We start from the raw sequence: 17,416 nt of genomic DNA on the forward strand, positions 1-17,416 counted from the left end.
GACTGGTCCACAGCTATCGGGAGCAAGCCCCCTCCCACCTTTGACCGGTGTTGAGTCAGGAAAATGGGTGGCGCAGATGGGCCCGATGAAACTCAAGACCGCCATGAGCCACCTGCTCGGTCGGCCCTGACAAAACGGAGATCCAGTGTGGGAGGGGGCTTGCTCCCGATGGCGGTGGTTCAGTCAAGAAGGTGTTGACTGGTCCACAGCTATCGGGAGCAAGCCCCCTCTCACCTTTGACCGGTGTTGAGTCAGGAAAATGGGTGGCGCAGATGGGCCCGATGAAACTCAAGACCGCCATGAGCCACCTGCTCGGTCGGCCCTGACAAACGGAGATCCAGTGTGGGAGGGGGCTTGCTCCCGATGGCGGTGTTTCAGTCAAGAAGGTGTTGACTGGTCCACAGCTATCGGGAGCAAGCCCCCTCCCACCTTTGACCGGTGTTGAGTCAGGAGGATCAGCGCCGCAGGTACGAGCCGAAATCGATATCCCCGGCACTGAGGATTGCCTGCACCCGGTTGTGCACGTTCAACTTGCGCAAGATCGCCGACACGTGGGCCTTTACCGTGGTCTCGGCGATCTCCAGCGTGTATGCGATCTGTTTGTTCGACTCGCCCTTGGTCATGCGTTCCAGCACCAGCAATTGCTTGCGCGTCAGGGCTTGCAGCAGTTCGGGGGCGAAGCCGGGGTTTTCGTTGAGGCGCCGCTGGGTGCCGGGCTTTTGGGTGCGGATGATGTCCGGCGGCAGGTACACGTTGCCGTTGAGGATCTGCTGGATCGCCTCGGTCATTTGCAGGCGCGGTGAGGACTTGGTGATAAAACCCACGGCGCCGTAGGTGATGGCTTGAAGCACGATCTGCTTGTCCTGCTCGGCCGAAACGATCACCACGGGTATGGTCGGCGCTTCGTTGCGCAGGTTGATCAGGCCATTGAGGCCGTGCATGCCGGGCATGTTCAGGTCGAGCAGGATCAGGTCGAGGTCGTCGTGTTCCTGGGTCAGCGCCAGGGCGCTGTCGAGGTCGGCGGTTTCCATCACTTCGCTGCCGGGGAAGCCGTCGCTGATGACGTTATGGATCGCTTCGCGAAACAGTGGGTGATCGTCGGCAATCAGGATTTTGTACATGGCCGTTCACCTTTCTTATTGTGATGTTTGAAATGGCTCGGGTTGGGCGACCGTCACCGGCAGCTTTGCCGCTTCCCAGGCATCCAGACCGTCGCGATACCAGTACACAGAGGTATAGCCGAGGTTGGCGGCACGTTTTACCGCGTTCCAACTCAGCCAGCAATCGGAGCGGCAATAGAAGACCAACGGTCGCTTGAGGTCGCCGCCGCTGTAGGCATACAAATGGCGCACGAAATAGCTTTGCCACTCCGGCGTCAGGTCGCCGTCGCCGGTATTGGCCAGCCAGTGGCTGCCGGGCAGGTTGGCGTGGGGCTGGTCTTCGATGAAGCGGCCTTGCAGCCACTGGCGGCGGTACACATCGATCAGCACCGGCGCAGGGCTTTGGTTGAGCAGGGTTTGCAGGGCCGCAGTGTCGACAATCGTGGCGCCTGGCAGGTGGTCGGGCGTGGGGCTGCGGTACAGGCTGATGCGGTAGCCGTCGGCGGAAAACAGTGGGGTGTCGGCCTGGACGTTAGCGACGAACAGGCACAGCAGTGCCAACAGAGGCGGTCGAGCATACAGCATGGCAGGGCAATCCTTATCGTTATGCGCGCATTACACGTGAGTCCCGGGCCCTTGGGAATGCGACGATAGACAGGAAAACCAGTACCAAAGTAGTAGTTTCCCTGTCTTCAGCCTTTTTTGCGCAACGCCGCATGCTGGGGATTGAAGGTCAGCACCGCCAACACCGCGAACAGCGCGGTCAAGCCCAGGCACACCGCCAGGGCCAAGCCGGCGAAGCGTTCGTACAGGGCAAAACGCACCAGTTCGACGGCGTGGGTAAACGGGTTGACCGCGCACAGCCAGTACAGCCATTCGCTGGAGTCGCGCATCTTCCACAACGGGTACAACGCCGACGACAGGAAAAACATCGGGAAGATCACGAAGTTCATCACCCCGGCAAAGTTCTCCAACTGGCGAATCGCGTTCGACAGCAACAGGCCCAGGGCGCTCAGCATCAAGGCCACCAGCAGCAACGCCGGCAGGGCGATCAATAGCCCCATGGCCGGCGGTTGCACGCCGTACACCCAGGCAATCGCCAGGAACCCATACACCTGCAACAGCGAAATCAGCGCCGTGGCCAACAGCTTGCTGCACAGCAAAAACGTGCGCGGCAACGGGCTGGTCAGCAACACGCGCATGCTGCCCATCTCGCGGTCGTAGACCATCGACAGCGAGCCCTGCATGCCGTTGAACAGCAGGATCATGCAGGCCAGCCCCGGGATGATGTACACCTCGTAGGGGATGTAGGTGTCGTAGGGTTCGATCACCGAGATGCCCAACGCGGCGCGAAACCCGGCGGCGAACACCAGCAACCACAGCAACGGGCGCACCAGCGCACTGAGAAACCGCGTGCGTTGCAACACAAACCGCAGCCACTCGCGCAGCACGATGCCCCGCAGGCATTGCCAGTAAGCGTTCATGCCGCAGCTCCCGTCGTGGTGGGGCGCGTCAAGCGCGCGAACACACTGCCGAGGTCGCCGCCTTGTTCCAGGATCAGCGTATCGACTTGCCCGCTGGCCACCAGGCGGCCCTGATGCAGGATCATCAACGCATCGTCGGCCTGGACTTCATCGAGCAGGTGGGTGGTCCACAGCACGCTGATGCCGTGTTCGAGGCACAGGCTGCGCACGTGCTGGTTCAGCGCCAGGCGGCTGGCCGGGTCGAGGCCGACGCTGGCTTCATCCAACAGCAGCAAGCGCGGCTCATGCAGCAACGCCCGGGCGATTTCCACCCGGCGCCGATGCCCGCCGTTCAGTTCGCGGACTTTTTCCCGGCGCCGTTCCGTGAGGGCCTGGCGTGCCAGTTCGGCGGCTACGCGCAGGTCGGTCTGGCGCCGCGATAAACCATGCAGCGCGGCGTGGTAGCGCAGGTTCTGTTCCACGCTTAAATCCAGGTCCAGGGTGCTTTGCTGGAACACCACACCCAGTTGCGTAAGGGCCGCACGCGGCGCATCGCGCAGGGAATGACCGCCCACGCGAATGTCGCCGCTTTGCAGGTCATACAGCCGCGTCAGCAAGGCAATCAAGGTCGATTTACCGGCGCCATTGGGTCCCAGCAACGCCGCAAAACGCCCCGGCGCCAGGCTGAAACTCACCTCGCACAAGGCCTGCCGCGCGCCATAGGCGAAGCTCAGGTCGCGCACCTCCAGGGCGTTCATGGCGTGACCACCACGCCCCACGGATAACGCCCGACTTTCACCGACTTGATCACCTTGAGGCTGTCCACATCGATCACCGACACATCACCGCTCACGCCGTTGGTGGCGAGCAACTGTTTCTCGTCCGGGGTAAATGCCATCTGCCACACGCGGCGGCCCACCAACAGGTAGTCGAGGACCTCGAAGGTCTTGGCGTCGATCACCGCCACATGGTTGGCCGGGCCGAGGGCGACGAAACCGTACTTGCCGTCGGCGCTGAGCTTGATCCCCACCGGCTGTACCTTGTCCGGGTGCACGCCCTTGATCTTGAAGGTCAGGGTCTTGAGGATCGCGCGGCTGGCCACGTCGAGGATGGTCACGGTGCCGCCGATTTCCGCCGAGGCCCACAGCTGCGAGCCATCGTGGTTGAACTCGACGAAGCGCGGGCGCTGGTCCACCAGGGTGCTGTCCGCCAGGGTCTGGGTGCTGGTGTCGATCCAGTGCAGCATGTTCGTGGTTTCGCTGGTGTTCACCGCCCACTTGCCATCCGGGCTCACGGCCATGCCTTCGGGTTCGACGCCGACGTTGATCTGGCCGAGCACCTTGGAGGTCTCGGTGTCGATCACGGTGACCAGCGCGTCGTCTTCGTTGGAGACGTACAGCCAGCGGTTATTGGGGTGCAGGGCGAACTGCTCGGGGTCTTTGCCGGAGGGCAGTTCCTTGATGATCTTGCGCGTGGCCACGTCCATCACCTGCACGCGGTCCGAGTCGCTGGCGCAGATGTACAGCAGCTTGTTGTCGTGGGACAGCAACAGGCCCCGTGGGCGCTGGCCGACCTTGAGGGTGTCGGTGACTTGCAGGGTCTGCATGTCGATCAGGCTCAGGCTGTTGTCTTTTTCGTTGGAGACCCAGGCGGTACTGGCCACGGCGTGCCCGGTGGCAAGCAGCAGGGCGCATGAGAGCAGGGTGCGGCGCATGGCGGATTCCTTATTATTGTGGCGAGGCAATCAAGGGAAGCGGCAGGTCACCTCGGGTTTGTCATAGCCCAGGCTGTCCATTTCGTTGGTGGGGTGCAGGAAACCGTCCTGGGGCGAGGTGCTGACCAGCGCGCGGGGCTGCACGATGGGAATCGGTTGGCGCAGTTGGCCGTTCCAGGCGCGGTAGCTGAGCTTGCGGCCCTTGAAACCATCCAGGGGCAGTTGCTCGCTGATGTCCACATCGCGGATCGCCATGGGCTCGACCTGGCGCAACTTGCTCACTGCACTGGCGACGCTGCGCACGGCCATCCAGGCGGCGAAGTCGCGGTCGTTCATCCAGCGTCCGGCCAGGGCCTCGAAGCGTTTTTGTAACTGGGCGGCGCCGTAGGTCTCGACGGTTTTGTGCCAGCCGGTGGGCGTCAGGCCCTGGGTACCGGCGACGGGGCGCGGGTACCAGGTCTGGTAGGGCACGTACTCACCGAAGTCGCCGCGCTCGTCGGCCACCAGCACCACGTCGTATTCGGCGGTCTGGGTGAACAGCGGCATATCTGCCTGGGCGCTGCGGCGTTGGTCGTTATCGAAACGCCAGGCTTTTTCCGCCACCAGTTGCACGCCGAAGCGTTTGGCGGCGCGACGCAGGGCGGCGGCGTAGGCCTGGTCATCCTCGGTGGGGCCGACGATCAACAGCGCTTTCTGCCATTTGCGTACGACCAGGAACTGCGCCAGCGCATCGGCGAGCATCGCGCGGCTGGGCAGCGTATGCAGCACGTTGCCCAGGCAGTCGGTGCTGCGCAGGCGGTCATCCGGGCTGCCGGCGTTGAACAGCAGGCTGTCGGGCAACGCCGCGCTGAGTTGGCGCAGGCTGGCGGCGGGCGCGTTCACTACGAACAGGCGCAGGCCCAGGGCATGCTGGGCCTGGGCGGCGGCAAGCAGGGCGTCTGGGGTGTCAACCGTGGCGCTGGTCAGGCTGTAGCGCTGGTTGAGAAAAGCGCCGGTGCTGTTGCTGTCGATGATCGCCAATTCAGCGCCGCGCTGCCCGGCATCGGCGGGCTCGGCAATCACATTCGACAGCAGCGGGCCCGGATCGGGCCGATAACCCAGGTAGCCGAGCTGCACCTGCAAGGGCGCTTCGGCGGCCTGGCCGGTGGCGGCCCAGGCGATCGCCAGCAGGCAGATCACGGCGTAGGGGGCGAGCTGGCGCATAAGGCACTCCATGACAGGTAGCGCCAGCATAGGAACCCTGAACGTCGCTGCAAATATGCAGAAAGTAGCGCTGGGGCAGTACCAAGGTAGTAGCCACGCGCAGCGGGTGCGGTCTTAGCATGGATCCCTTCCGGTCTTATTCACAGGAGTGACACGAGCATGCGCGTCTTCACCACCCGGTCTGGCCTGTCGGCCCTGTGGCGCATCAACCTGTGGGTGTGCGGCTTCTTCGCCCTGGTGACCGGCGCCTGTGCCGCGCTGTTGCTGCACCAGGCCCTGGCCGATGTGGAGCGCGAGCTGCAATCGGCCGAAGCGGTGGTGCACTACCTGAGCGAAACCGCCGAGCGCGACCCGGCCAGCCTGCAACCCCACCTCACGGCGAGTTTGCGTCATGTGCGGGTGCACTGGCTGGCGAGCGGCGACACCGCGCAAACGCCGGCCCCGGACGGGCTGGACGCCTGGCTCGGGCGCCTGCTGTTTGCCGAGGCGCGGCACAGTGCCCAGGTGCTCGACTTGCCGGACGGTCGGCGCGTGTCCATCGCCGTTGACCCACGGGATGAAATCGACGAGGTCTGGGACTCCCTGCAACAACTGCTGGGCCTGTGCTCCCTGGCCTTGATACTGAGCCTGTTGACCATCCGCTGGGCGGTGCGCCGTGGCATGGGCGTGCTGGATGAATTGCGGCGCGCGCTGCAACAGGTGTGCGCCGGCCAGCTCAACGTGCGCCTGCGCAGTGAAGGCGCGCCGGAAGCACGGCAACTGGCGCTGCACTTCAACCGCATGACCGACGCCCTGGAGCAGGCGCGCACCGATAACACCCGGCTCACCCAGACCCTGCTGGCGGTGCAGGAGCAGGAGCGCACCCACCTGGCCCAGACCCTGCACGATGACCTCGGCCAATACCTGGCCGGTATTCGCGCCCAGGCCTGCCTGTTGCGGCTGGTCACCGATCAGCCGCATCTGTTGGCGTCGACGGTGGCGCAATTGGAGGATCACTGCGAGCACTTGCAGCACGGATTCAGGGCGTTGGTCCACGATCTCTATCCGGTGGCCCTGCAACACCTGCCGATGGCCGAGGCGTTTTCGATGCTGGTCACGCAGTGGCAGGCCAGCCACGGCATTCCCTGCCACCTGCAAATCAGTACGGACCTGCCGCTGTTGCCCGGCGCCAGCAAGACCCATCTGTACCGCCTGCTCCAGGAAGCCCTGACCAACATCCTGCGCCATGCCGACGCCAGCCAGGTGCACGTGCGCCTGCAACATCGCGGTTCGCGCCTGCGCCTGTGGGTGCGCGATAACGGGCGTGGTGCAGACACGCCCCAGCGTCCCGGCGTGGGCCTGTATTCGATGGCCGAACGCGCCCGCTGCCTGGGCGGCGAATTGAAGATCATCAGCCACCCCGGCGCCGGTTGGGCGTTGGCCTTGAACATGCCGTTGGAGGCACCATGAATATTCTGTTGGTGGATGACCACGCCGTGGTGCGCCAGGGCTATGCCAGCCTGCTGCGCGCGCTGCTGCCAGCCGTTGAGGTGCGCGAGGCGGCCAGTGGTGAAGAAGCGCTGAGCCGGGTCCAGGAAGCGCTGCCGCACCTGGTGATCATGGACTTCGGCCTGCCGGGCATCAGCGGCCTGGAAACCACGCGTCGCCTGCGCCAGCGCCTGCCGCAACTGCGCGTGCTGTTTTTCAGCATGCACGACGAACTGCCCCTGGTGCGCCAGGCCCTGGACGCCGGGGCCTCGGGTTACCTGACCAAAAGCTCGGCGCCCGAGGTGTTGATCGAAGCGGTGCGGCGCATCCTCGACGGCCATGCCTACATCGAACAGGCCCTGGCCACCGAACTGGCCTATTCCCCCAGCGATCAACGCTTGCAGGGCATGACCCCGCGCGAGCTGGAAATTTTCCTGATGCTGGCCAGGGGCACGCCGACGCGCGCGATTGCCGATCAGCTGAATATCAGCAGCAAGACCGTGTCCAATCACCTGACCTTGCTCAAGAGCAAATTGCAGGTGAGTTCCCATGCCGAGCTGGTGCACCTGGGGATCGACATGGGGGTGGTGCGGGTGGTTGGATAACCGGGTGTGCACAAATCCACTGTGGGAGGGGGCTTGCTCCCACATTTTAATGGCGTCGTTTCAGCGATCCCAGGTCGTTGGGCAATCCTGGCAGCCCTCCATATTCGCATCCTGAAAATTCCCATAATGTTGCCGCGCACCGGTCAGGGTGGCGTTTTCAAGGTTGCTCTCGCCGAACTTGGCTTCCTGCAGATTGGCGTCGCTGAGGTCGGCACCTTGCAGGTCGGCCTTGCTTAGCCAGGTCATTTCCAGGTCGGCCGCACGCAGGTTGGCTTTGTGCATTTTCGCCCCCGACAGTCGCGCAAATTGCAGGTAGGCCGCGCTGAGGTTGGCGTTTTCGAACTGCGCGCCCTGGGCGAACAGGCCCCAACCCTGGATCGCCATCAGCGTGGCGCCGCTGAAGTTGGCCAGGCGCAGGTTGCTTTGTTGCAGGCTGGCGCGGGTCAGGTTGGCGCCTTGCAGCTGGGCTTTTTCCAGGTTGGCCAGGTCGAGGTTGGCATGGCGCAAATCCGCCTCGCGCAGGTCGGCGCCGGCCAGGTTCATCTTGCTCAAGTCCTGGTTGCGCAGGTTGGCGCCCTTGAGGTTGGCGCCGGGGCATTGGCTGTGTTCGGCGATGGTGCAGCCGTTGATGATCAGCGGGGCGTCGTCGCCATCGTCGGCATGCGCGAGGGGCAGGGAGAGCAGGAGTAACAAGGGCAGGTAGTTCATCGTGCAACCTCTAAAAAAGGAGTTCCCCGGTCCGCGTCGCAGATGTCGTCTTATCCAACACCGCGCAAATCCGTAGCAGCTGTCGAGCGCAAGCGAGGCTGCGTCAGGCGCGCTGCCGATTCAAGCCCGAGTCGCGGCCGACGCAGCCTCGCTTGCGCTCGACAGCTGCTACGGGCGGGGATAGGGGTTATTTTTGCGCGGTCTTGTTATCCCAACTCGGGATCTTGAACACCCAGAACGACCCGCCTTGCGCCACCGGCTTGGTCAGCTCGGCCATGTCGCCGCCCCACAACGGCACCGCGCCGCCATAGCCGACGGTCACGCCGACATACTGTTCGCCATCCTGCTCCCAGGTGATCGGCGGCGAGACGATGCCGCTGCCGGTCTGGAACTTCCACAGCTCCTTGCCGGTTTTCGCGTCGAAGGCCTTGAAGAAGCCGTCGCCGGTGCCGGTAAACACCAGGTTGCCCTTGGTTGCCAGCACGCCGGCCCACAGCGGCAAGGCTTCCTTGTGCTCCCACACCACCTTGCCGGTGGTCGGGTTCATCGCACGCAGGGTGCCGACGTGGTCGTCATACATGCGCTTGATGCGAAAGCCCATGCCCAGGTACGCCGAGCCCTTCTTGTAGTTGACCTCTTCGGTCCAGTATTCCTCTTTCCACTGGTTGCCGGGGATGTAGAACAGGCCGGTGTCCTGGCTGTAGGCCATGGGATTCCAGTTCTTGCCACCCAGGAACGGCGGCGAGACTTCCACCGGCTTGCCTTTGGTTTCACCCGGCAATGGCTTGGCCGGACGCTGGCCTTCGTTCTCCACCGGACGCCCGGTCTTCAGGTCGATATGGCTGGCCCAGGTGATGTTGTCGACAAACGGGAAGGCGTTCTGCAGCTTGCCGTTGTTGCGGTCCACCACATAGAAAAAGCCGTTGCGGTCGGCGTGGCCGGTGGCCTTGACCACCTTGCCGTCCTTGTCCTTGTAATCGAACAGCACCAGCTCGTTGTTGCCGGAGAAGTCCCAGGCGTCGTTCGGGGTGTGCTGGTAGAACCACTTCACTTCGCCAGTGCTCGGGTCGACGCCGACCTGGCCGGAGGTGTAGAGGCTGTCGAAGTCGTGGGGGTTGCCGTCCTTGGCGGTGCGCGCCCAGGTGTTCCAAGGGCCAGGGTTGCCGGCGCCGACGATGATGGTGTTGGTCTCGGCATCGAAGCTCGCGCTCTGCCAAGGGGCGCCGCCGCCGTGGCTCCAGGCCTCGACCTTGCCGGTTTCGGTGGTCGGGTCATCCGGCCACGAAGGCGCCTTGACGTCGCCGGTGGGGCTACTGTCCTTGCCGTTGAGGCGGCCCATATGGCCTTCCACGAACGGGCGCATCCACACTTCTTCACCGGTGTCGGGGTCGCGGGCAAACAGCTGGCCGACCACGCCGAATTCATCGCCGGAGCTGCCGTGGATCAGCAGCACCTTGCCGCTGACCTTATCTTTGATCAGCACCGGGGCGCCGGTCATGGTGTAGCCGGCGGCGTGGTCGCCGAACTTCTTGTTCCACACCACTTTGCCGGTGTTTTTGTCGAGGGCGATCAGGCGTGCGTCGAGGGTGCCAAAGTAGATCTTGTCGCCGAAGATCGCCGCGCCGCGGTTGACCACGTCGCAGCACGGACGAATGTTGTCGGGCAGGCGGTGGTTGTAGGTCCACAGGCGCTTGCCGGTCTTGGCGTCGAGGGCGAATACGCGGGAATAGGAACCGGTGACATAGACCACGCCGTCGCTGACGATCGCCTGGGATTCCTGGCCGCGTTGTTTCTCATCGCCGAACGAGTAGGACCAGGCCGGGGTGAGCTTGAACACATTCTTGTCGTTGACCTGGGCCAGCGGGCTCCAGCGCTGGGCGTTGGTGCCCATGCCGTATTGCAGCACGTCCTGGGTGGTCAGGTGGTCGTTGGCGATGTCTTCCCAGGTGACGTTGCGCGTCGGCTTGGCGGGTTCGGCGGCCGCGAACGTTACGGCACTGAGGGACAGGCCGCCGACCAGCAGGAAGGCTTGCACGGCAAGGCTTAACGGTGAACGGGCGGGTAGCGATCTTATTGTCATGGTTGCAGTTCCCAGTGGAGGTTTTGGCCTGCATAGGGTGGAACGCCGTGGGCCTGGCGGATACGGAAAAAGTCCCGCTGTGGCCGGGAAGACTTCCCGAGGCGCCACTGTTTTAGGCGTGCCCCACAAGCCCTACTACCAAGGGAGGATAAGCCGACCACCAAAGCAGCATACGGCCTATGCCCCGTGGTTTCTAAGATGGTTGCCATAGCCTCTGCAATGAGGTTTTGCGTGCAATCCTGAGGGCAAAAATAATGACAACAAAACACAATGCCTTGCTCGTCGCCGGGCTGTTGGTCGGTGTGATCGCCGGGGGCTCCGCCTGGGCCCATGGCAACGTGGTCCCGCAAGCGGTGGAAACCAAGGGCCTGACCTCGATCAAGGACGCTGGCGTGGCGGTCAACGAAGACGGCTGGGCGGCGGTCAATCCGTACCGCACCTCGCCTGAACACGACCGGGCCGTGGAAATTGGTTCGTCCGCCTATAACCAGAACTGCGCCGCCTGCCATGGCCTGGAAGCCAAGTCCGGCGGCATCGCCCCCGACCTGCGCATGCTCGATGTGGGCGAAGCCGGTGATGAGTGGTTCGTCGAGCGTGTGCGCCATGGCGCGGTGCGTGACGGCCGTGTGTACATGCCGAAAATGGCCGACTACCTGAGCCAGGAAGCCTTGTGGGCCGTGCGCACCTACCTGGACACCGTGCACGTCGAGGAGTAAGCCATGCGCCTGTTCGCTTATGTGCTTGGCCTGGCCCTGCTGTGTTGCCAGCCGGCACAGGCGCAGGTGCGCAGCTATGACCAGATGATCGCCGCCGGCGAAATCAACGTAGCGGTGTACAAAGACTTTGCCCCCTACAGTTTCGAAGACGGCGCCACCCCGCGCGGGGTCGACGTGGAACTGGCCCAGGCCCTGGCCATGGCGCTGGGGGTACGGCTCAAGTTGATCTGGGCGCCGGCCGGCGAGAAGCTCGACGACGACCTGCGCGACTACATCTGGCGCGGCAGCCCGTTGCATAACCAGCAACTGGCCGACCTGATGATGCGTGCGCCCTACGATCGTGATTACGCGCAAAAGCGCAACGACCAGGGCGAACTGGAAAACGGCCAGGTGGTGATGTTCGGGCCGTACCAGAACGAACAATGGCAGGTGGCTTATGACCGTCGGCGTCTGGACACGGTTGCCAGCGTGGCGGTGTTCGAGCAGCACCCGATTGGCGTCGAAGTCGACAGCGTGCCGTCGTTTTACCTCACCTCGGTGTTCAACGGCATGCTCGCCGGCAAGACCCGTCACTACCCCGGCGTACCCCAGGCCTTTGTGGCGATGAAAGCCGGTGAGGTTGATGCGGTGATGGCGCTGCGCGGCGAGGTCGACTGGCAGGTGCATGAAGCCCACGACCCGCAACTGGCCCTCGCCGAAAACGCCTACCCGAACATGGGCAAGCAACGCTGGGAGATCGGCATGGCGGTGCACGAGAGCAACCGTCAGTTGGCCTATGCCGTGGAAGAGGCGCTGGAAGGCCTGATCCGCGACGGCGCGGTGCAAGCCATCTATGCCCATTACGGCCTGCAGTACGAAGTGCCCGAGATGTATCAATAGGAGCAGGCGATGAACTGGCGACTGAGTTGCATCCTGGCTTGCTGGCTGCCGCTGGCGGCTCACGCCGTGGAGGTCGACCCGGTGCCGTCGGTGATGTGGGCGTTCTATCACAAGCAGTTCCTGGCCGAGGCGCCGTTCGTGTTTGACGACCGGGTCAAGCTGCTCGCGCCGCCGTTCGCCGAAGATGCGCGCCAGGTGCCGCTGGAAATCGACGCGCGCGCTTTCAACGGCCATGTGGTGAAAATCCTCGCCTGGGCCGAGCTCAACCCCTTGCCGAAAATCGTCGACTTCCAACCCAAGGCCGGCGTGCTGCCGTGGCTGTCGCTGCGGATTCGTATCGAGCAGGCCACGCCGTTGCGTGCGGCGGTGCTCACCGATGACGGCATGTGGCATGTGGGCTCGACCCTGATCGACGCAGCCGGCGGCGGCTGCACCGCGCCCAGCGTGGTACGCACCCAGCCGGGCTGGGAAGAGCACATCGGCGAAGTGCTCGGCGGGCGTTACCCGCGTGGCGAGTTCAGCCGCGTACGTGTGCAGGTGGCGCACCCGATGGATAACGGCATGGTCAGCGGCATCCCCGAGTTTTTTATCAACCATGCGCAACTGCGCGGCCAGGACGGCCGGGTGCTGGCTGATCTTGAGTTGTTCCCGGCGGTCAGCGAGAACCCCAACCTGGCCTTCGACATCGACGCGCCGGGGCCCACCCGCCTGGTGCTGCGTGACAACAGCGGCAATGAGTTCGACGCGGCTATCCCCTGACCAGAAGGAGCGCGGCATGCGCTGGATTCTATTGTTATGCCTGGGCCTGAGCCTGCCCGCCCTGGCGGACCTCGACTACGCCCTCAAGCCCCGGCTGATCGCCGACGACACCTGGCTGCTTGAAGGCAGCACCGACAATTTTGCCAAGGCCAATGGCGGCAATATCGTCAACACCGCCTTCATCGTCACTGAGGCCGGCGTGGTGGTAATCGACACCGGACCGTCGCGGCGCTACGGCGAAGCCATGCGCGAGGCCATCGCCCGTGTCACCCCCAAGCCGGTGATCCAGGTGCTGATTACCCACCATCACCCCGACCATGCGCTGGGCAACCAGGCCTTCAAGGACGTGCCCATCGGCGCCCTGGCCGAGACCACGCGGCTGCTGCACGAGCAGGGCGACGGCATGGCGGAAAACCTCTATCGCATGGTCGGCGACTGGATGCGCGGCACCGAAGTGGTATTGCCCACCCAGGTGCTGGAACCCGGTGTACTGAGCGTCGGCCGCCACGACTTGCGCCTGCTCGCGCTTACCGGGCATACCGGCGCCGACCTGGCGATCTTCGACCAGAGCACCGGCGTGCTGTTCGCCGGCGACCTGGTGTTTTACCAGCGCGCGCTCACCACCCCCAACAGCCCGGGGCTGGCGGTGTGGCTGGCTGACCTCGGTACCCTGCAAGCCTTGCCCTGGACCCTGATCGTGCCCGGCCACGGCCCGGTGGCCAGCGACGCGCAACCCCTCACGCAGATGCGCGACTACCTGACCTGGCTCGATCAACTTTTGCGTGACGGCGCCAGCCATGGCATCGACATGGCCGAGATGATCCGCAGCCCCATACCGGAGCGCTTCGCCGCGATCAGCCTGAGCCGCTATGAACTGATCCGCAGCGTCAGCCACCTGTACCCGCGTTACGAGCGCGAACAGATGCAACGGGTGGACACCCGCTACTAAGGAACTAGCAAACTCGATACTGCGGTCAATTGTGACAACGGCCCCTGCGTCCAAGAATCGGCACCAGACCGGGAAAATTTCCCGGGTATAACAAAAAACCGCAGAGGTAGCCGTCATGACCCAACCCGCACGTCGCCAACCCTTCGCCTTGAGTGTGTTGCTCGGTGCCATCCTGTTATCCGGCCAGGCCATGGCCTCGGTCACCGATGAGGACATCCTCCAGGACCCGAAAAACCCCGCGCAGATCGTCACCAACGGCCTGGGCGTGCAGGGCCAGCGCTACAGCCCCCTCGACACCCTGAACGTCGACAACGTCAAGGAACTGCGCCCGGTCTGGGCGTTTTCCTTTGGTGGTGAGAAACAGCGTGGGCAACAGGCTCAGCCGATGATCAAGGACGGGGTGATGTACCTCACCGGTTCCTACTCGCGGGTGTTCGCGGTGGATGCGCGCACCGGCAAGAAGCTCTGGCAGTACGATGCGCGTCTGCCTGATGACATCCGCCCGTGCTGTGACGTGATCAACCGTGGCGTGGCGCTGTACGGCGACCTGGTGTTCTTCGGCACCCTCGACGCCAAGCTGGTGGCGCTGAACAAAGACACCGGCAAAGTGGTGTGGAGCAAAAAAGTCGCCGACCACAAGGACGGCTACTCGATCAGTGCCGCGCCCCTGGTGATCAACGGCAAGCTGATCACTGGCGTGGCCGGTGGCGAGTTCGGCGTGGTGGGCAAGATCGAAGCCTACGACCCGAAAAATGGCGAGCTGCTGTGGAGTCGCCCGACCGTCGAAGGCCATATGGGCTATGTCTACAAGGACGGCAAAGCCGTGGAAAACGGCATCTCCGGCGGCGAGGCGGGCAAGACCTGGCCGGGGGATTTGTGGAAAACCGGCGGCGCCGCACCGTGGCTGGGCGGCTACTACGACCCGGAAACCAACCTGCTGCTGTTCGGCACCGGCAACCCGGCGCCGTGGAACTCGCACCTGCGCCCTGGCGACAACCTCTACTCGTCCTCGCGCCTGGCGCTGAACCCGGACGACGGCACCATCAAGTGGCACTTCCAGAGCACGCCCCACGACGGTTGGGACTATGACGGCGTCAACGAGCTGATCTCCTTCAACTACACCGAAGGCGGCAAGGAAATCAAAGCCGCGGCCACCGCTGACCGCAACGGCTTCTTCTACGTGCTCGACCGCACCAACGGCAAGTTCATCCGCGGCTTCCCGTTTGTCGACAAGATCACCTGGGCCACCGGCCTGGATAAGGACGGTCGGCCGATCTACAACGAAGCCAGCCGCCCAGGCGCGCCGGGCAGCGAAACCAAGGGTACCTCAGTGTTTGTCGCGCCGGCCTTCCTCGGTGCGAAGAACTGGATGCCGATGGCCTATAACCGCGACACCGGGCTGTTCTATGTGCCGTCCAACGAGTGGGGCATGGACATCTGGAACGAAGGCATCGCCTACAAGAAGGGCGCGGCGTTCCTGGGGGCGGGCTTCACCATCAAGCCGCTGAACGAAGACTACATCGGCGTGCTGCGCGCCATCGACCCGAAGACCGGCAAGGAAGTCTGGCGCCACAAGAACTTCGCGCCGCTGTGGGGCGGGGTGCTGACCACCAAGGGCAACCTGGTGTTCACCGGTACGCCGGAAGGCTTCCTGCAAGCGTTTAACGCCAAGACTGGCGAGAAGGTCTGGGAATTCCAGACTGGCTCCGGCGTGCTCGGCTCGCCTGTGACCTGGGAAATGGACGGCGAACAGTACGTCTCGGTGCTCTCCGGCTGGGGCGGCGCAGTGCCGTTGTGGGGCGGTGAAGTGGCCAAGCGCATCAAGGACTTCAACCAGGGCGGCATGCTCTGGACCTTCAAGCTGCCCAAAGAGCTGGTCGCCAAGCACTGAATCTACGACCAAATGACAAGTCCCCCCCTGCCAACGGCGCATTCGCCCGGCAACGGGGGCTCTTTACTATCGGGTCATCGCCTGTTGACCGACAGGCCCGGACCCAGACAGAGGCTTTAACATGATCTACGCACAACCTGGCACCCCTGGCGCCATCGTCAGCTTCAAGCAGCGCTACGGCAATTACATCGGCGGTGAGTTCGTCGCGCCGCTCAGCGGTGAGTACTTCACCAACACCTCGCCGGTGACCGGTGAGGTGATCGCTGAATTCCCGCGCTCCAACGTCGCCGATATCGACAAAGCCCTTGACGCCGCCCATGCCGCCGCCGACGCCTGGGGCAAGACCTCGCCCCAGGATCGTTCGCTGGTGCTGCTGAAAATCGCCGACCGTATCGAGCAGAATCTCGAAGTGCTGGCCGTTGCTGAAACCTGGGACAACGGTAAGGCCGTGCGCGAAACCCTCAACGCCGACGTGCCCCTGGCCGCCGACCACTTCCGCTACTTCGCCGGCTGCATCCGCGCCCAGGAAGGCGGTGCCGCCGAGATCAACGAACACACCGCGGCCTATCACTTCCATGAGCCATTGGGCGTGGTCGGGCAAATTATTCCGTGGAACTTTCCGCTGCTGATGGCCGCCTGGAAACTCGCCCCGGCACTGGCCGCCGGTAACTGCATCGTGCTCAAGCCGGCCGAGCAGACGCCGCTGTCGATCATGGTGTTTGCCGAGCTGATCAATGACCTGCTGCCACCGGGCGTGCTCAACATCGTGCAGGGCTTTGGCCGCGAAGCCGGGGAGGCGCTGGCCACCAGCAAGCGCATCGCCAAGATCGCCTTTACCGGCTCGACCCCAATCGGCGCGCACATCATGCATGCGGCGGCCGAAAACCTGATTCCGTCCACCGTTGAGCTGGGCGGCAAGTCGCCGAACATCTTCTTCGAAGACATCATGCAGGCCGAGCCGCAATTCATCGAAAAAGCCGCCGAAGGCTTGGTGCTGGCGTTCTTCAACCAAGGCGAAGTGTGCACCTGCCCGTCGCGGGCGCTGGTGCAGGAGTCGATCTACGACGACTTCATGAAAGTGGTGATGAAGAAGATCGTCAAGATCAAGCGCGGCAACCCGTTGGACACCGAGACCATGGTCGGTGCCCAGGCGTCCGAACAGCAATACGACAAGATCCTCTCCTACCTCAAGATCGCCCAGGAGGAGGGCGCCGAGCTGCTCACCGGCGGCGCGGCCGAGCGCCTGGAGGGCGACCTGTCCAGCGGTTACTACATCCAGCCGACCCTGCTCAAGGGCCACAACAAGATGCGCGTGTTCCAGGAAGAAATCTTCGGGCCGGTGGTGGGTATCACCACCTTCAAGGACGAAGCCGAAGCCCTGGCGATTGCCAACGACAGCGAATTCGGCCTCGGCGCCGGGCTGTGGACCCGCGACATCAACCGCGCCTACCGCATGGGCCGCGCGATCAAGGCTGGCCGCGTGTGGACCAACTGTTATCACCTGTACCCGGCGCATGCGGCGTTTGGCGGCTACAAGAAGTCGGGCGTGGGGCGTGAGAACCACAAGATGATGCTCGATCACTACCAGCAGACCAAGAATTTGCTGGTGAGCTACGACATCAATCCACTGGGTTTCTTCTGATTCCAACTTGAAATGCAATCAAGTGTGGGAGGGGCGGTGCGACGATTCGACTTGCCCCCGATAGCGGTGGGTCGGTTACAGATGCATCAACTGACACTCCCTCATCGGGGCACGGGTATCTACACAACTTGAGCGAGCCTTCTGCGTAGATACCGTCTTATCCAACACCGCGCAAATCCGTAGCAGCTGCCGAGCGCAAGCGAGGCTGCGTCGGCCGCGCCTCGAGCCTGAATCGGCAGC

General features: G+C 63.7%; 16 protein-coding genes. 8 read left to right on the forward strand and 8 right to left on the reverse strand.

Annotation, left to right across the window (positions count from 1 at the left end):
• Positions 1-455 precede the first annotated feature (455 nt).
• The 6 genes from FIV39_RS32720 to FIV39_RS32745 form a co-directional block, all read right to left on the reverse strand.
• Positions 456-1,121 carry a response regulator transcription factor gene (locus FIV39_RS32720; protein ID WP_090406018.1) on the reverse strand — a complete coding sequence of 222 codons (666 nt, stop codon included), beginning with the start codon at positions 1,119-1,121 and terminating at the stop codon, positions 456-458.
• Between the two features lie 15 nt (positions 1,122-1,136).
• Positions 1,137-1,685 carry a PQQ-dependent catabolism-associated CXXCW motif protein gene (locus FIV39_RS32725; RefSeq protein ID WP_090406014.1) on the reverse strand — a complete coding sequence of 183 codons (549 nt, stop codon included), beginning with the start codon at positions 1,683-1,685 and terminating at the stop codon, positions 1,137-1,139.
• A 107-nt stretch (positions 1,686-1,792) separates the two neighbouring features.
• Positions 1,793-2,584 carry an ABC transporter permease gene (locus tag FIV39_RS32730; RefSeq protein WP_090406011.1) on the reverse strand — a complete coding sequence of 264 codons (792 nt, stop codon included), beginning with the start codon at positions 2,582-2,584 and terminating at the stop codon, positions 1,793-1,795.
• The gene (locus FIV39_RS32735) at positions 2,581-3,321 is read right to left on the reverse strand and encodes an ABC transporter ATP-binding protein (protein ID WP_090406008.1); all 741 of its coding nucleotides are present in this window, start codon (positions 3,319-3,321) and stop codon (positions 2,581-2,583) included. Before FIV39_RS32735 ends, FIV39_RS32730 begins: the two co-directional genes overlap by 4 nt.
• The gene (locus tag FIV39_RS32740; protein ID WP_090406006.1) at positions 3,318-4,277 is read right to left on the reverse strand and encodes a YVTN family beta-propeller repeat protein; all 960 of its coding nucleotides are present in this window, start codon (positions 4,275-4,277) and stop codon (positions 3,318-3,320) included. Before FIV39_RS32740 ends, FIV39_RS32735 begins: the two co-directional genes overlap by 4 nt.
• A 30-nt stretch (positions 4,278-4,307) precedes the next feature.
• The gene (locus FIV39_RS32745; protein WP_090406004.1) at positions 4,308-5,480 is read right to left on the reverse strand and encodes an ABC transporter substrate-binding protein; all 1,173 of its coding nucleotides are present in this window, start codon (positions 5,478-5,480) and stop codon (positions 4,308-4,310) included.
• A 186-nt stretch (positions 5,481-5,666) separates the two neighbouring features.
• On the opposite strand from FIV39_RS32745, the gene FIV39_RS32750 reads away from it, so the two are divergent.
• Positions 5,667-6,929: a sensor histidine kinase gene (locus FIV39_RS32750; protein WP_090410058.1), complete on the forward strand. Its 1,263-nt coding sequence runs from the start codon at positions 5,667-5,669 to the stop codon at positions 6,927-6,929.
• The gene (locus tag FIV39_RS32755) at positions 6,926-7,552 is read left to right on the forward strand and encodes a response regulator transcription factor (RefSeq protein WP_090406001.1); all 627 of its coding nucleotides are present in this window, start codon (positions 6,926-6,928) and stop codon (positions 7,550-7,552) included. Before FIV39_RS32750 ends, FIV39_RS32755 begins: the two co-directional genes overlap by 4 nt.
• A gap of 60 nt (positions 7,553-7,612) precedes the next feature.
• Here FIV39_RS32755 and FIV39_RS32760 read toward each other — a convergent pair whose 3' ends face one another.
• Positions 7,613-8,260, reverse strand: coding sequence for a pentapeptide repeat-containing protein (locus tag FIV39_RS32760; RefSeq protein ID WP_090405998.1), 648 nt, complete (start codon positions 8,258-8,260; stop codon positions 7,613-7,615).
• Between the two features lie 187 nt (positions 8,261-8,447).
• The gene (gene exaA, locus FIV39_RS32765; RefSeq protein WP_090405995.1) at positions 8,448-10,340 is read right to left on the reverse strand and encodes a quinoprotein ethanol dehydrogenase; all 1,893 of its coding nucleotides are present in this window, start codon (positions 10,338-10,340) and stop codon (positions 8,448-8,450) included.
• A 254-nt stretch (positions 10,341-10,594) separates the two neighbouring features.
• Between exaA and pedF the strand changes: the two genes are divergently transcribed.
• From pedF to exaC, 6 genes are all read left to right on the forward strand, one after another.
• The gene (gene pedF / locus FIV39_RS32770; RefSeq protein ID WP_090405992.1) at positions 10,595-11,056 is read left to right on the forward strand and encodes a cytochrome c-550 PedF; all 462 of its coding nucleotides are present in this window, start codon (positions 10,595-10,597) and stop codon (positions 11,054-11,056) included.
• A 3-nt stretch (positions 11,057-11,059) separates the two neighbouring features.
• Positions 11,060-11,935, forward strand: a complete 876-nt coding sequence (locus FIV39_RS32775) for a substrate-binding periplasmic protein (protein ID WP_090405989.1) — start codon at positions 11,060-11,062, stop codon at positions 11,933-11,935.
• Between the two features lie 9 nt (positions 11,936-11,944).
• On the forward strand, positions 11,945-12,694 hold the full coding sequence (locus FIV39_RS32780) for a quinoprotein dehydrogenase-associated SoxYZ-like carrier (protein WP_090405986.1): 750 nt from the start codon (positions 11,945-11,947) through the stop codon (positions 12,692-12,694).
• Positions 12,695-12,710: 16 nt separating this feature from the next.
• Positions 12,711-13,643 carry a quinoprotein relay system zinc metallohydrolase 1 gene (locus FIV39_RS32785; RefSeq protein ID WP_090405983.1) on the forward strand — a complete coding sequence of 311 codons (933 nt, stop codon included), beginning with the start codon at positions 12,711-12,713 and terminating at the stop codon, positions 13,641-13,643.
• Positions 13,644-13,758: 115 nt separating this feature from the next.
• The gene (locus FIV39_RS32790; RefSeq protein WP_090405980.1) at positions 13,759-15,534 is read left to right on the forward strand and encodes a PQQ-dependent methanol/ethanol family dehydrogenase; all 1,776 of its coding nucleotides are present in this window, start codon (positions 13,759-13,761) and stop codon (positions 15,532-15,534) included.
• Between the two features lie 121 nt (positions 15,535-15,655).
• Positions 15,656-17,176 (forward strand): acetaldehyde dehydrogenase ExaC, encoded by a 1,521-nt coding sequence (gene exaC, locus FIV39_RS32795; RefSeq protein WP_090405977.1) that lies wholly within the window; start codon positions 15,656-15,658, stop codon positions 17,174-17,176.
• Positions 17,177-17,416: the final 240 nt, after the last annotated feature.

Source organism: Pseudomonas grimontii (assembly GCF_007858185.1).
GTDB classification, from domain to species: Bacteria; Pseudomonadota; Gammaproteobacteria; order Pseudomonadales; family Pseudomonadaceae; genus Aquipseudomonas; species Aquipseudomonas grimontii.